Origin of the sequence: Solibacillus sp. R5-41, assembly GCF_002736105.1 — a bacterium.
Classification (GTDB): Bacteria; Bacillota; Bacilli; order Bacillales_A; family Planococcaceae; genus Solibacillus.
The window spans coordinates 4,031,496-4,045,873 of sequence record NZ_CP024123.1 but is presented as its reverse complement, the minus strand read 5'-3'; the positions used below and the strand labels follow the sequence as shown (position 1 = coordinate 4,045,873).

At 36.6% G+C, this 14,378-nt stretch carries 14 protein-coding genes; 10 read left to right on the top strand and 4 right to left on the bottom strand.

Annotation, left to right across the window (positions count from 1 at the left end; all coding sequences use genetic code 11):
* Nucleotides 1–7: 7 nt before the first annotated feature.
* From CSE16_RS19975 to CSE16_RS19965, 3 genes are all read right to left on the bottom strand, one after another.
* Nucleotides 8–1,024 (bottom strand): inorganic phosphate transporter, encoded by a 1,017-nt coding sequence (locus CSE16_RS19975; protein WP_099425490.1) that lies wholly within the window; start codon nucleotides 1,022–1,024, stop codon nucleotides 8–10.
* An 18-nt stretch (nucleotides 1,025–1,042) separates the two neighbouring features.
* The gene (locus CSE16_RS19970; protein ID WP_099425489.1) at nucleotides 1,043–1,663 is read right to left on the bottom strand and encodes a DUF47 domain-containing protein; all 621 of its coding nucleotides are present in this window, start codon (nucleotides 1,661–1,663) and stop codon (nucleotides 1,043–1,045) included.
* A gap of 199 nt (nucleotides 1,664–1,862) precedes the next feature.
* Nucleotides 1,863–3,026 (bottom strand): class I SAM-dependent methyltransferase, encoded by a 1,164-nt coding sequence (locus tag CSE16_RS19965; protein ID WP_099425488.1) that lies wholly within the window; start codon nucleotides 3,024–3,026, stop codon nucleotides 1,863–1,865.
* Between the two features lie 187 nt (nucleotides 3,027–3,213).
* Between CSE16_RS19965 and hflX the strand changes: the two genes are divergently transcribed.
* From hflX to zupT, 10 genes are all read left to right on the top strand, one after another.
* Nucleotides 3,214–4,491 (top strand): GTPase HflX, encoded by a 1,278-nt coding sequence (gene hflX / locus CSE16_RS19960; protein WP_099425895.1) that lies wholly within the window; start codon nucleotides 3,214–3,216, stop codon nucleotides 4,489–4,491.
* A gap of 341 nt (nucleotides 4,492–4,832) precedes the next feature.
* Nucleotides 4,833–5,666, top strand: a complete 834-nt coding sequence (locus CSE16_RS19955) for a GNAT family N-acetyltransferase (protein WP_099425487.1) — start codon at nucleotides 4,833–4,835, stop codon at nucleotides 5,664–5,666.
* Nucleotides 5,667–5,912: 246 nt separating this feature from the next.
* Nucleotides 5,913–7,022 (top strand): o-succinylbenzoate synthase, encoded by a 1,110-nt coding sequence (gene menC, locus CSE16_RS19950; protein ID WP_099425486.1) that lies wholly within the window; start codon nucleotides 5,913–5,915, stop codon nucleotides 7,020–7,022.
* A gap of 354 nt (nucleotides 7,023–7,376) precedes the next feature.
* Complete coding sequence (locus CSE16_RS19945) at nucleotides 7,377–8,324, top strand: ABC transporter permease (RefSeq protein ID WP_099425485.1); 948 nt, start codon at nucleotides 7,377–7,379, stop codon at nucleotides 8,322–8,324.
* A complete protein-coding gene (locus tag CSE16_RS19940) occupies nucleotides 8,317–9,273 on the top strand; it encodes an iron chelate uptake ABC transporter family permease subunit (RefSeq protein WP_099425484.1) in 957 nt (318 codons plus the stop codon). Before CSE16_RS19945 ends, CSE16_RS19940 begins: the two co-directional genes overlap by 8 nt.
* The gene (locus tag CSE16_RS19935) at nucleotides 9,270–10,034 is read left to right on the top strand and encodes an iron ABC transporter ATP-binding protein (protein WP_099425483.1); all 765 of its coding nucleotides are present in this window, start codon (nucleotides 9,270–9,272) and stop codon (nucleotides 10,032–10,034) included. Before CSE16_RS19940 ends, CSE16_RS19935 begins: the two co-directional genes overlap by 4 nt.
* Before the next feature lie 327 nt (nucleotides 10,035–10,361).
* Nucleotides 10,362–11,363 (top strand): siderophore ABC transporter substrate-binding protein, encoded by a 1,002-nt coding sequence (locus CSE16_RS19930; RefSeq protein WP_099425482.1) that lies wholly within the window; start codon nucleotides 10,362–10,364, stop codon nucleotides 11,361–11,363.
* Nucleotides 11,364–11,423: 60 nt separating this feature from the next.
* Nucleotides 11,424–11,756, top strand: coding sequence for an antibiotic biosynthesis monooxygenase family protein (locus CSE16_RS19925; RefSeq protein ID WP_099425481.1), 333 nt, complete (start codon nucleotides 11,424–11,426; stop codon nucleotides 11,754–11,756).
* A 141-nt stretch (nucleotides 11,757–11,897) separates the two neighbouring features.
* Complete coding sequence (locus tag CSE16_RS19920) at nucleotides 11,898–12,509, top strand: phosphatase PAP2 family protein (RefSeq protein ID WP_099425480.1); 612 nt, start codon at nucleotides 11,898–11,900, stop codon at nucleotides 12,507–12,509.
* 133 nt (nucleotides 12,510–12,642) lie between these two features.
* Nucleotides 12,643–13,461 (top strand): zinc transporter ZupT, encoded by an 819-nt coding sequence (gene zupT, locus CSE16_RS19915; RefSeq protein WP_099425479.1) that lies wholly within the window; start codon nucleotides 12,643–12,645, stop codon nucleotides 13,459–13,461.
* 256 nt (nucleotides 13,462–13,717) lie between these two features.
* Here zupT and CSE16_RS19910 read toward each other — a convergent pair whose 3' ends face one another.
* The gene (locus tag CSE16_RS19910) at nucleotides 13,718–14,365 is read right to left on the bottom strand and encodes an NAD(P)-dependent oxidoreductase (RefSeq protein ID WP_099425478.1); all 648 of its coding nucleotides are present in this window, start codon (nucleotides 14,363–14,365) and stop codon (nucleotides 13,718–13,720) included.
* Between the last annotated feature and the right edge of the window lie 13 nt (nucleotides 14,366–14,378).

Sequence of the window (14,378 nt, the reverse complement as noted above, 5' to 3'; positions counted from 1 at the left end):
TTGTAAGTTAAAAGAATAGATTTAGTACGGAGTAAATAACTGCCGACATGACAGCAGAAATCGGCATTGTTATAATCCATGTTGTTACAATTTTACGAGCAATTCCCCAGTTAACGCCCTTTACATTTTGAGCGGCACCAACACCCATGATCGCAGATGAAATAACATGTGTAGTTGAAACGGGAAGATGAATTAATGTTGCACTGAAAATAATCGAAGCAGAAGAAAGGTCTGCCGCTGCACCGTTTACAGGGCGAATCTTCATTATCTTACCGCCTACTGTTTTAATGATTTTATAACCACCAATAGAAGTACCTAACCCCATTGCTATCGCACAGGCTAAACGCACCCAGCCTTGTACATCATCAGTCGTTTGCCAGTTTGCAGCAATTAAGGCCATAGTAATAATACCCATTGCTTTTTGCGCATCATTTGTACCGTGTGTAAAGGATTGAATGGCTGCTGTGAAAATTTGCATAATGCGGAATCTTTTGTTTGTTTTATAAAGGTTTAAATCTTTAAATAAAAATTTGAACAAGGACATCATTAAATAACCAGTAACAATTGCAATGATTGGTGAAACAAGTAAAGCGATAATAATTTTACTAAAGCCACTGTAATTTAAAACGCCAAATCCTGAGGCAGCAACTGCAGCACCAGCTATCGAACCAATTAGTGTATGCGATGAACTGGATGGGATGCCGAAGTACCATGTGACTAAATTCCAAGTGATAGCGGAAAGTAAAGCTGCTAAAATAACGACCGAGCCAATAAGTGGTGCCTCAGGCGTCGATAAAGCAAATGGATCAACGATGTCTGATGCAATCGCTTTTGCTACACCAACAAATGTAATGGCTCCTAAGAAATTCATAACCGCCGCCATTAAAACGGCAACACGCGGTGGCAATGCACGTGTTGAAACGGAAGTAGCAATTGCATTTGCTGTATCATGGAAACCATTAATAAAGTCGAATGCTAAAGCACATATTACGACTAAAACTGTAATGATTAAAAGTGTATTCAATATAAGGACTCCCAAATATTATGCATTGCGCATAATGATAGTTTCAATCGTGTTGGCTACTGTTTGACAATAGTCAGCAATTTCTTCTAGTTGTTCATAAATATCTTTAAATTTAATTAAACGGATTGGATCTTTTTCATTTAAAAACAATTGCTTAATTGATGAGCGTAATACTTCATCGCATTCGCGTTCGTAATCTTTAATAAGAATCGCATGCTGACGCATTCCTACAAGATCCTTCTTATTTAGTAAATCCATTGCTTTGACGATTTCATCAGCTGATTTGACAATATAGCTTAGGAAATTACGCATTGATTCATCTATCTCTACTAATGAAAACATTTCAAAGTGCGCAATCGTGCCTTCAGTGCCATCTAAAATATCATCCATGCGAATCGCTAGCGCTAAAATGTCTTCCCGTTCAATAGGTGTCATAAATGATTTATTAAGCATGACGATTAGTTCATGAATTAATTTATCACCAGCTGTTTCATATTGCTTCATGCGGACGCTAATTTCTTTTAAATCAGAGACTGTTTCAATGCGAAAATCATTCGCGTAATGGACAGCTTGGCGCATGTTTTCAGCAATTTTATGAAGGGCTGAAAAGAATGGATCTTGTTTTTTTGGACTAAACATGGAATGCCTCCTGAATATATATTATTGATCGTATCTAAAAAATTACTCACTAATCATAACAAAATCTTTGCAATTTCGACACAAGAATTACTTCAAGCGAACGAATCTTTACAATTTTGTAACAAATGAGCATAGCATAAATTAAACGTTTAAAAAGAGGTGCTTAGCATTTCTTAACAAATTTCAGGGAAATCACCACTTAGTTAAGAAAATCCCGGAGTTCATTTTCTAAAAACGGTGTTGCTTTTAAAAATTGTACAAATTCATCATATTTTTTTCGTTGTCCATGTGTAGGTACCTTACCGGTGAAATACGCTCGAATTAAAATGTTTTTAGGTGTATTTTCCATATCAATAAATTCCAATAACTGCGTTTCATAGCCAACGAGCGATAAAATTTCAGCACGGATTGAGTCGGTAGCAAGTGCAGCAAAACGTTCTTTGATTAGACCGTGCTGCGTCATAATATTTAATTCAGAAACATGTAATTGACGATTCAGCTCATGTTGACAGCAAGGAACACTTAAAATAACTTTTGCGCCCCATTTGACAGCACGCGCTAAAGCCATATCCGTCGCAACATCACAGGCATGCAGAGTAACGACCATATCTACAGAAGTTTCGTCGTTATAATCATTGATGTCCCCAACTTGGAACTCTAAATCTTCATAGTGCAAATCTTGTGCAATCCGATTACATTCCTCGATTACTTCTTTTTTCAAATCGAGCCCTGTAACACGAATATTGAATCCTTTTTCGATTTTTAAATAATGATAAAGGGCAAACGTTAAATAGGACTTTCCTGAACCAAAATCTAAAATGCGGATTTGACGATCTTTTGGTAAATGGGCAAGGGAGTCATCAATAAATTCAACAAAACGATTAATTTGCTTAAATTTATCGTATTTTTGTTTTTTAATTTGCCCATCCTCTGATTGAACACCTAGACGCACTAAAAACGGATAAAGGTGTGATTCATCAAGTAAATACTGTTTTTTTCGGTTATGTGATAAATTGATTTGTTTTGTTGATGAAGCTTGATCCGACTTCCAAAGGACTTTATTTTTTTTCGAAAGCTGAATTTGAACGGTTTGCTCTGAAAACTCAGCATGCATTTGACGAAACTGCTCAAATAATTGATCAAGTTGCTGCTGTAAATTTTCGAGTAGGATGTTTTCGTGCTTTAAAATACGCTCATACTGATATTCAAGCTGAATCATGTAAGCGCCACGTAATTCGACTGGTTTTAGTCGGATACGCTTAAGTTCATTGGATTTTTGGCGAGGCTGACTAATCGTTGCCTGTACGAGTGATTTTGAGTTAAAGAGCGTAATGAGTTGCTCCTTCATTTGTTGGAATTCCATAGTTACCGCCTTTTCTTAGGTAGCTGTTTTTTCTACTTAGTATGTATAAACAGCTCTTATAGTGTTCCTTCTATTTTATCATATAGAATCTTTTTGATGCGATTGTACAGGTTTTTTGATTGTATGTTACGATAAAAACAAATAAAGAGTCGTTTTTAACGCGTGAGGAGGCAACATAGTGAATTCAATGAAAGACGTTGAAACTTTAGTAGAAAAGGGCATATTAGTAGGCGTAAATTTACAAAAGGATGATCATTTTGATTATTCAATGGAGGAACTCGCCAATTTAGCAGATGCCTTAAATGTTGAAGTGGTTGGTAGGGTCACGCAAAACTTGGAACGTGTCACACCATCGCATTATGTGGGGACAGGTAAAATTGAAGAAATTAAAGCATTTTTTGAAGAAGCAGATGCGAATATTATTATTTTTAATGATGAGCTTTCACCATCTCAAATTCGAAATTTAGAGCGCGATTTGGCATGTAAAGTAATTGACCGTACAATGCTTATTTTAGATATTTTTGGAAGACGTGCCAAAACGCGTGAGGCACAGTTACAAGTCGAGCTAGCTCAATTACAATATATGCTGCCGCGTTTAGTTGGGCTACATGCTTCGTTATCACGTCAAGGTGGAGGAACGGGCGGGGGCTTTAAAAACCGTGGTGCTGGTGAAACGAAGCTCGAGCTCGATCGTCGTAAAATCGAGGACCAAATTGCAAAAATAAAACGAGACTTAGAAGTGGTAAAAGAGCAACGAGAAACACAGCGTAAGCAGCGCCGAAAAAATGCGATACCTGTTGTTTCAATTGTAGGTTATACGAACGCAGGAAAGTCGACAATTATGAATCAGCTCCTTACTAAGATTGGCCAAGATGAAACGAAGCAAGTATTTGAAAAAGATATGCTATTTGCAACGCTTGAAACTTCTGTTCGTCAAATTGAGCTTGCGGATAATAAATCCTTTTTATTAACAGATACAGTCGGGTTTGTTAGTAAACTTCCTCACCATTTAGTGAAGGCTTTCCGTTCGACATTAGAAGAAGCACGGGATGCGGATTTACTTTTACACGTCGTCGATGTTTCGAACGAAGAATACCGTTTTATGATGGATGTGACAAATGATACGTTAAAAGCCGTTGGAGTTGAAGATGTGCCAACACTTTATGTATATAATAAGTCGGATTTAGCTAATTTAGAATATCCGCTCGTAAGTGGTGATAATATTTGGATTTCAGCAAAAGAGGACGTTGGTTTAGATGAGCTCGTACAGTTGATTCGCACGCAAGTTTTTGCAGATTATAAAACGTGTAAAATGCTCATTCCGTATGATCAAGGTACTGTCGTCTCATATTTAAATGAGCATGCGGCGATTTTAGAAACTGCTTATGAAGAAGAAGGAACTTTGCTCACAGTTGAAGTGCAGGACGCGGATTATCAAAAATACGAGCGATATATAATGAAATAAAAAAGTTATGTACTGTAAAAGAGTGAGTGTGGTATATAATGGTATAAAGTGAATATTCAATCATCGGGATGATTCCCCCGTGTTGCGAATGTTGAGCGCTTACACAATGTGAAATTAAAATTGTAGAAACAGCAGTGATTGTTGTTGCTGAGGTAAGTGTTGACGCACAAGAACGATTCGTGCAAGCGATTATTGAGGAAGTAGGGAAAGTCTTTTCTTCCTAAATTTCCATCCTCCCAAGGCATTATTGAATGCAAATCGCCTAATTATGGGTGCAAAGATTTTAGCACAAACAGCTTTACTCGCATGAAAAAAAGTGAAGAATGGGGAAGGTGGACATTATGTTAGAATCAGTAATTGTAAAGGAATTAACAACGATTGAACAAATTGAAGAGGCGAGAAATTTAGAGCATGATATTTGGGCAGTTGGCAGTATTCCGATGCATCAAACGCTTGCCACAATTCGAAATGGCGGGATTGTATTAGGCGCTTATCTTAACGATGAACTAATCGGCTTCAACTTTAGTTGCCCTGGCTTCATGGAAGAGAAAGTATATTTGTATTCACATATGATTGGAATCAAACGAAATTATCGCGAGCAAGGTGTAGGCGAGCTCATGAAAATTTATTTAAAGGATCTTGCTATAGCACGAGGGTATCGAAATTGCCGTTGGACATTTGACCCGCTTGAAGGGCGTAGTGGGTATTTAAACTTTACAAAGCTACGTGGTTATAGCGACACGTATATACCAAATTGTTACGGAGAAATGGAAGACCCGTTTAACCGCCTTTTACCAACAGATCGACTTTTTGTTGAGTGGCAACTTGTAGATAATGATTATTTACGTTGGGATACAAAAGTCGAGGAATTATTAGAGGAGGCAGTGCCTGTAGTGGAGTGGTCACTCAGTACAGATGGCTTGCCGATGCTTGATAAAGAACAGCAATTTATGCAGCAGGAAGCTTTTATAAAGGATTCCTATACATTACCGATTCCTACGCATTTCCAAAAAATAAAAGTTGAAAGTCCAGCACTTGCAGAAGATTGGCGCTATAAAACACGCCATATTTTACAAGCGATGTTCGATCAAGGCTATAAAATTATTCACTTATCAAAATACAATGAGCATATCGGTCATTATTTACTCGTAAAGCGATCTCTATTTGCTCTATAATAAGGAAAAAATTCAATCCGTGGGGCGGTTTCATTCTCCACGGATTGTTATTTTCGTTCAGAAGAAAACTCTCATCTCTGTAGATGGTGAGATGGATACGGTGTTTTGAATTTTTTCATTGGGTGATCAAATGCTCGATGTACAGTGGAGCTCTGGCTAAAGGAAGGGAACAAAGGCTAAACCCGTCACGTCCTGTGGCAACGCCTGAGTGACCAACATCGTGTTGGCATAAAGGAGAGAAATGAGATGAAATTGGTTGAAGTTATAATTTATCAGCTTGAAATGTGTATGAAAACTCCATTCACAACGAGTCTTGGAACAATGCAGAATAAGCGTTTTATAGTCATTAAGGCAAAGGACGAAACTGGTGCAATTGGCTGGGGGGAAGGGGTGGCATTTGAAGAACCTTCTTATACAGAAGAAACACTAAAAACATCATTACATATGTTAGAGGACTTTTTAATTCCGCGATTATTAGGGCAACAATTAGCGCATCCAGATGAGGTATATGAACTATTTCGTCCAATTCGTCGTAACAACATGGCAAAAGCGGCTATTGAAGGTGCGGTGTGGGATATTTATGCTCAGCTAACAAATCAAACACTAGCTAAAGCACTTGGGGGCATTACGGAAAAAATTGAGGTAGGCATTAGCATTGGATTGCAACCAACAAATGAGCAATTAATCGAAACCATTCGTGATTTTTTAGAGCAAGGCTATAAACGAATAAAGGTCAAAATCAAACCTGGGAAAGATATAGCGTTAATTCGAACGATTCGAGATGCCTTTCCAACTGTGCCATTAATGGCCGATGCGAATTCATCTTATACACTAGAGGACATCGAATTATTAAAGCAACTCGATGAATTTCAATTAATGATGATTGAACAGCCGCTTGCCCACGATGACTTAATTGATCATGCAACGTTACAGCAGCAAATTCAAACACCGATTTGCTTAGATGAAAGCATTACTTCTTATGAAGATGCACGCAAGGCTATTCAGTTAGGGAGCTGCGGCGTAATCAACATTAAAATTGCACGAGTTGGCGGAATAAGCGAAGCAAAGCGCATCCATGATTTATGCAGTGAACATGGCTTACCTGTATGGTGTGGCGGCATGCTTGAAGCGGGGATTGGAAGGGCACAAAATGTCGCACTCACAAGTTTATCCAACTTCACAATGCCTGGAGATACAGCCGCTTCTGAACGTTATTGGTATGAGGATATTATATTACCTGAAGTTATAGTAGAAGATGGCTACATAACAGTACCAAGCACAACAGGTCTCGGCTATAAAGTAAACGAGCAAGCAATTGAAAAATATTGCACTGAGAAAAACGTATTTAGAATATAGTAGTGACAGGCCGTACAGATTTGTAACAACAAAGCTGTGCGGCTCCTGTGCTTAGCAAGTCAAAATAAGCAAATAACTTATTAGATTCCTTATAAGAATCCCCCTAAAAGAAAGTACATTAATCCTTCAAAAAATAATCTCCATTCTTATAAACCTTGAATTCTCTAAAACAATCGAAAATACAGTAGATTTCTTGAATAAGTCCTTTCGTCTGTGCTAATCCATAACAAATGAAGAAAAGTTATTAAGGACTGTTTGATTTTCTAGTACTACCTAGCTATAATTGAAACAGATAAAGATGATAATCATTTTCAATGAGAGTCATTAAAAAAAGAAGGAAAACAGGAGAATGACATGAGATTATGGTATTTGATTGTCGCTACTGTTGTTCTATCATTCATTTCGTTATTTCTAGGTGCCAAGGACATTACACCACTTGATTTGCTTGATTTTACATCAGAAGAGACAGAAGTCTTCTTAATTAGCCGTATACCGCGCTTGATTGCAATCATATTAGCGGGTGTCGGCATGAGTATAGCTGGTTTAATCATGCAATCTTTAAGTAGAAATAAATTTGTATCTCCAACAACTGCAGGAACAGATGATGCGGCAAAATTTGGTGTGTTAATTGCGATGATTTATACAGGTGGGACACAATCTGAAAAAGTTGTGCTAGCCTTTATTTTTGCATTATTAGGTACAATGCTATTCATGCAATTGTTAAACCGAATTAAGTTTAAAGATGCAATTTTTATCCCCCTTGTAGGGATAATGTTTGGAAATATTATTTCTTCCATGACGACGTTTTTTGCTTATAAGGCAGACATTTTACAAAACGTTTCAGCCTTTTTAATGGGGAGCTTTACATTAGTTATTAAAGGAAACTATGAATTATTATATTTAAGCGTCCCTGTTATTATCATAACGTATCTTTATGCAAATCGTTTTACAGTTGCAGGTATGGGAGAGGACTTTGCGAAAAACTTAGGTGTTCGTTATAACCTTGTTGTAAATTTGGGGCTCATTTTAGTAGCACTTATTTCAACAACAGTTATTCTAACAGTCGGTTTAATTCCGTTTGTCGGATTAATTATTCCAAACATCGTATCGATTTATAAAGGGGATAATTTAAAGAAAACATTACCGCATACAGCAGTACTAGGTGCATTATTCCTATTGGCATGTGATATCGTTGGTCGAATTTTAATATATCCATATGAAATCCCTATTAACTTAACAGTCGGTGTAATCGGCGGCGTGATTTTCTTAATCATGTTGTTTAGGGGGCGTTCATATGCGTAAAACAGGATTGAAATTAGCCATTTTAGCGATTGTGGCAATCGGTTGTATCGCTCTTTATGGTTTATATGATATTAAAGGTAGCTTTGACTATGCGTTTCCACGTCGAATGATTCGCGTCTTGGCAATGATTGTAACCGGTGTAGCTATTGCGTATTCAACCGTTGTATTCCAGACGATTACACATAACCGAATTTTAACGCCTTCTGTCATGGGCTTAGATTCAATGTATATGGTTGTGCAAACATGTATTTATTTCTTCTTAGGATCTTCTTCTATATTAGTATTAAATAAATATTTTAACTTTGTAATTTCAATTGGAGCGATGGTATTATTCGCACTGATTTTATATCGTTTCTTATTTAGAGCAGATAAGCAGCCAATTTATTTTTTATTACTTATCGGAATGATTTTAGGAACATTACTTGGTAGCGTGACGACATTTATGCAAGTTGTTATTGATCCGAATGAATATACAAGTCTGCAAAATAAAATGTTTGCAAGCTTTAATAACGTTAATGGTGACCTTGTATGGGTAGCAGCGGGTATTTTAGCGATTGCCTTTATATATGGGTATACGATATTAAATAAGTTAGATGTTATGTCTTTAGGTCGCGATACAGCAATTAACCTGGGCATTAACTATGATCGTATTGTGATGAATGTACTTATTTTATCTTCTGTATTAATTGCAACATCTACAGCGCTTGTAGGTCCAATCCTATTCTTTGGATTAATTGTTGCCAACTTAGCGTATCAATTTTTTGCAACGTACAAGCATTCGGTGCTTATAGTGGGGGCAAGTTTAATTAGTATTATTGCATTAGTCGGTGGGCAATTTATTGTCGAGCATCTATTCGAATTTAGTACAACATTGAGTGTTATTATTAACTTCATTGGTGGCATTTACTTTATTTATTTACTATTAAAAGAGAGTAGGTCAGCAGGATGATTCAAGTAAAAGGATTAAGCAAATACTTCGGTAAAAAAGCCGTTGTAGAAGATGTACATGTAACGATAGAAACAGGTAAAATTACATCATTCATCGGGCCAAATGGTGCTGGAAAATCGACGCTACTTTCGATGGTGAGTCGTTTATTAGATGCAGATACAGGTGAAATATTACTGGATACAGCAGATGTACGTAAAATGAAATCCGAGGAATTTGCAAAACGTGTATCGATCTTAAAGCAATCAAATTTTATGAATGTACGTTTAACGATTCGTGAGCTTGTGTCATTTGGGCGTTTCCCCTATTCACGTGGTCGTCTTACAGCAGAAGATAATGGGCATATAGACCGTGCGATGGAGTATATGAACTTAGTGGACATGAGTGACAAGTTTTTAGATGAGCTTTCTGGTGGTCAACGTCAGCGTGCTTTCATTGCAATGGTCATCGCACAAGATACAGAATATGTGCTATTAGATGAGCCTTTAAATAACTTAGATATGAAGCACTCGGTTCAAATTATGAAAATTTTACGTAAGCTTGTAGATGAGTTAGGGAAAACGGTTATTATCGTATTGCATGATATTAACTTCGCATCGGTTTATTCCGACCGTATTGTGGCTTTAAAAGATGGACGTATTGTCAAAGATGGTCCAACAAACGAAATCATTAATTCTTCTGCATTAAAGCAAATTTATGATATGGACATCCCTGTTCAAGAACAAGATGGCTGCCGTATTTGTGTTTATTTTAATTCTCATTAGAGCGTAATGTTTATGTGAAAATGCCATTTTGATTCAGTCGAAATGGTGTTTTTCTTTTTTGAATAGTATGATGTGGGATTCTTTAAATAAGGACATGATGCAACGTTATTTTCATTTTTACCGAGGAAATAAAAGGGAAATATTTATTTAAAATCAAAAAAATCCCTCATAATGTACTTTTATTATAATAATTGATTTAATTTACAAAACTAGTTGACACTGAGAATCAATCTCGATATAATGAGTACTGTTCAAATGATAATGATAATCATTGGGAACTTAAATGAATAAAACGAATTTACATATATGAATAGGAGCGATTTACAGATGAAGAACTGGAAGTTAATGACTGTTATTTTATCAATGCTTGTTTTAATGTTAGCTGCATGTGGTTCAAATGATGATGCCACTTCAAAGGATTCAGAGAAAGAAAACTCTGCTAAAACAGAGGACACGAGTAAAGAAGAGGTTGCTTCAGCATACCCAATGACAATTAAATCAACAGATTCAAACTATGCAGATGTAACGTTTGAAAAAAAACCAGAAAAAATTGTAGTATTTGACTATGGTTTCTTAGATACATTAACTGCATTAGACGTTGAAGTTACAGCTGTTGCAAAAGGGAACTTCCCAAAACATTTAAGCCAATATGCGGATGACAAATATGCAAACGCAGGTGGATTAAAAGAGCCATTATTTGAAGATATCGCTGCAATGAAACCAGATGCAATTTTCATCTCTGGTCGTCAAGGAGATGCGTATGAAGAATTATCAAAAATAGCACCAACTGTATTCGTTGGTACTACAAGCACGGATTACTGGAATACATTTAAAGCTTCAACTCAAATCGCTGCAGATCTTTTTGGTAAGCAAGCTGAAGTAGATACAAAGATTGCTGAAATTGAAGCAGCTATTGAAGAAGTAAAATCAATCTCTTCTAGCTCAGATGAAAAAGCATTAGTAACACTTTACAATGAAACAATTTCTGCTTATGGCCCAGGTGAAGGTTCACGCTTTGGTTTCGTACACAACGTTTATGGATTCCCAGCTGCGGATGATACATTAGAAAACTCAACGCATGGTGCACAAATCAGCTATGAGCAAATTTTAGAAATTAACCCAGATATTTTATTCGTAGTTGATCGTATGGCCGCTACGGGTGAAGAATCAAACATTTCAGAAGCATTTAATAATGATTTAGTAAATAAAACGAACGCTGCTAAAAACGGTAAAATCGTATACTTAAACGGTGCGCTTTGGTACTTAGCAGGTGGCGGTTTAACTTCTGAGCTTGAAAAAGTAAATGAAATTATTAACGCTTTAAAATAATATAAATAGGCCGTCCTTCTAATTGAAGGCGGCTTTTTTAAAATAGGGGGCTATATAATAATGTTTGTACAAATTCGTAAATGGACGTTAACGGAAGGCAATGCAGATAAAATTATTGAACGATTTAGCCAAAAACCAGATGAAGGCCCATCTATATTAGAAAGGCAACCAGGCTTTATCGGACGTGAACTATTACAAAAAAAAGTTCGCCGCGGTGAAGATGAGGTAGTCATGATTATTCGCTGGGAATCTGAAGAAGTATGGAAAAATTGGGAAAAGAGTCCCGAGCATATTGCAGGACATAAAGCAAAAATTAAAGAGCATGGTGGTAAGCCGCCAAAACCAGAATTCGTTATTTCAATGGAAAATACGAATTATACAGTAGTTGAATAATAGACAGAAGCAACAGTGAAATACTCCCTGTTGTTTTTTTGATGGAATGAGCAGTAGGAAACTTTAAATCATTTTTTATCGTTTACTATGTATATGATAAGATAATGTTAGCATATTTAATATTAGGAAGTAGGAATTTATGTGAAAAAATGGGCTTATCCATTAGCAATTGTAACGGGCATTATTTTTATCGTAATGGCATTCACTTATAATACGACGGCAATGAATGCGTTTGATGATAAAATAGCTACATTACTAACTGGAAATGAATTCATTATTTTATTTCATTATATTGGAGAGCCGATATTTGTAGTAGCGGTTGGATTGATTGCTTTTCTTTATTTATGGAAACGCGAGCGAAACTATCATGGCATGATCTTCATTTTGCTTACATTTGCAGTAGGTAGCGCACTAAATCAAGTATTAAAAAGAATTTTTGAACGTCCTCGTCCGGAAATCATAGATCAGTTGACTTCTTTTAGTTTTCCATCAGGGCATTCAATGTCGGGTGTACTGTACTTATTTACACTTGCATTTATTTTTTCACAAATCGCTAAGGAAAAAAAGAAAATTCAAATCGTTTGGATTGCTGCTATCCTATTAGCTTGTTTAATAGGACTATCACGGATTGCAGAAAGCCGCCACTTTGCAACGGATGTTATTGCAGGATGGAGCATGGGCTACAGTTGGTTCATTGTATGTGTTATTTGGTATGAATCAAGAAAAAAGAAACTTAAGAAAAGGAACACCTAATTATCATTTAGGTGTTCTTTTTTTGAGTCAAAAGTTGGTCTTTTGCATAAGATGTTACTATAGCGAAAAATGTTGCTCTCGGGAAACATTTAGTTTATAATCATATTAATAAATAGATGAAGAGGGGAATTCTATGGACGAAAATGTTGTTTTTGCGTTAGGTTTAACACTCTTTGCAGGGCTTGCAACAGGTGTCGGTAGTTTATTAGCATTTTTCACTTCAAGAACGAATACAAAATTTTTATCTGTGGCCTTAGGTTTTTCTGCGGGCGTTATGATTTATGTTTCTTTAGTTGAAATTTTTGTCAAAGCAAAAATTTCATTAACAGCTGCATTAGGTGCTACACAAGGTTATTGGATGACACTCCTCGGTTTCTTTGGGGGTATATTATTAATTGCCTTAATAGACCGTTTCATCCCGAAATCTAATAATCCACACGAAGTTCGTACAGTTGAGGATGTAAATGCAGTACAGATCAAGCAAGGAATAGATGAAGAGCGATTAATGAAGATGGGGCTATTTACTGCCCTCGCTATTGCTATACACAACTTTCCGGAAGGTATTGCGACGTTTATGGCCGCGCTACAAGATCCGAATGTAGGTATAGCCATTGCGATTGCGGTAGCTATTCATAATATCCCAGAAGGAATTGCGGTAGCAGTACCTATTTATTTCGCGACAGGCAATCGTCGTAAAGCGTTTAAATTATCATTTTTATCGGGGCTAGCAGAACCAGTGGGGGCATTCGTTGCATTTTTAGTTTTAATGCCATTTTTAAATGATGTGATTTTTGGAATCATATTTGCTGGTGTTGCGGGGATTATGGTATTCATTTCATTAGATGAATTATTGCCCGCAGCTAAAAAATATGACGAGACCCATTTATCCATTTACGGGTTAGTAGCTGGTATGGCTGTTATGGCAATTAGCTTAGTTTTATTAACTCCTTAAAGCCTCAATGTCTTTTAAATTGCTTGTAGTGGAACTCTGGCTAGGAACGCCGCGTCGTGCGGCAACGCATGAGTGACCAACATCGTGTTGGCCCAAAGCACCGGTGGATGTCACAATTATTTAGAGGAGTTTTTCTGTCTTGGAAAAATATGGACGCAATTGCGACGAGGCGTAAATGATATTGATACGAAAAACATCATTTTGATTAATCGTCAAAATGATGTTTTTCGTGTGTAGGTAAATACATGTAAATTGATTAGGATGCAGCAGTTACATTTTCAGATGCAACGGTGAAGCATGTGTTGTTATGTTCATTTTTTTCGATTTCATCTAGCATTGCAACAGCAAAGTCTGCGTAACTAATATAACTATTGAATTGCGAATTAAGGAGCATTTGATTCTCGCCTTTAATGTAATGCCCTGTACGAGGACCTTCCGAATCAAACATGGCAGAAGGAATAAAATACGTCCATTGAATAGATGAGTTTTCTAGATTTTGTAAGTTTTGTAATTGTGCCTTAGAAGTATCGAGAAGGTCCTGTGGATACTCCTCATCCTCCATTAAGCGCTTTGTTTTTTCATCGTCAACAAATAAGCAACCGGAGCATCCAATGATAAATAACTTTTGTGATGTCCCCTCGAGTAAGGTGATTAAATGATTCCCTGCTGAAATATGAAGATGTTCTTCCCCTGATAACGGAGCGAAAGCATTAATAATAATATTAAACGGTGCTAAATCATCCTTTGTTAAATTAAATAAATCTCTTTCAATGATTGAGACATCCTCGATGGATAGATTGGCTGCATTTTTTAGAATGGCCGTAACATCTAGTTGTCGTAATAATGCTTCATTAAGAAGATGTGTTCCAGCTTTACCCGCAGCCCCAATAATAGCAATTTTCATCTACAATTCCCCC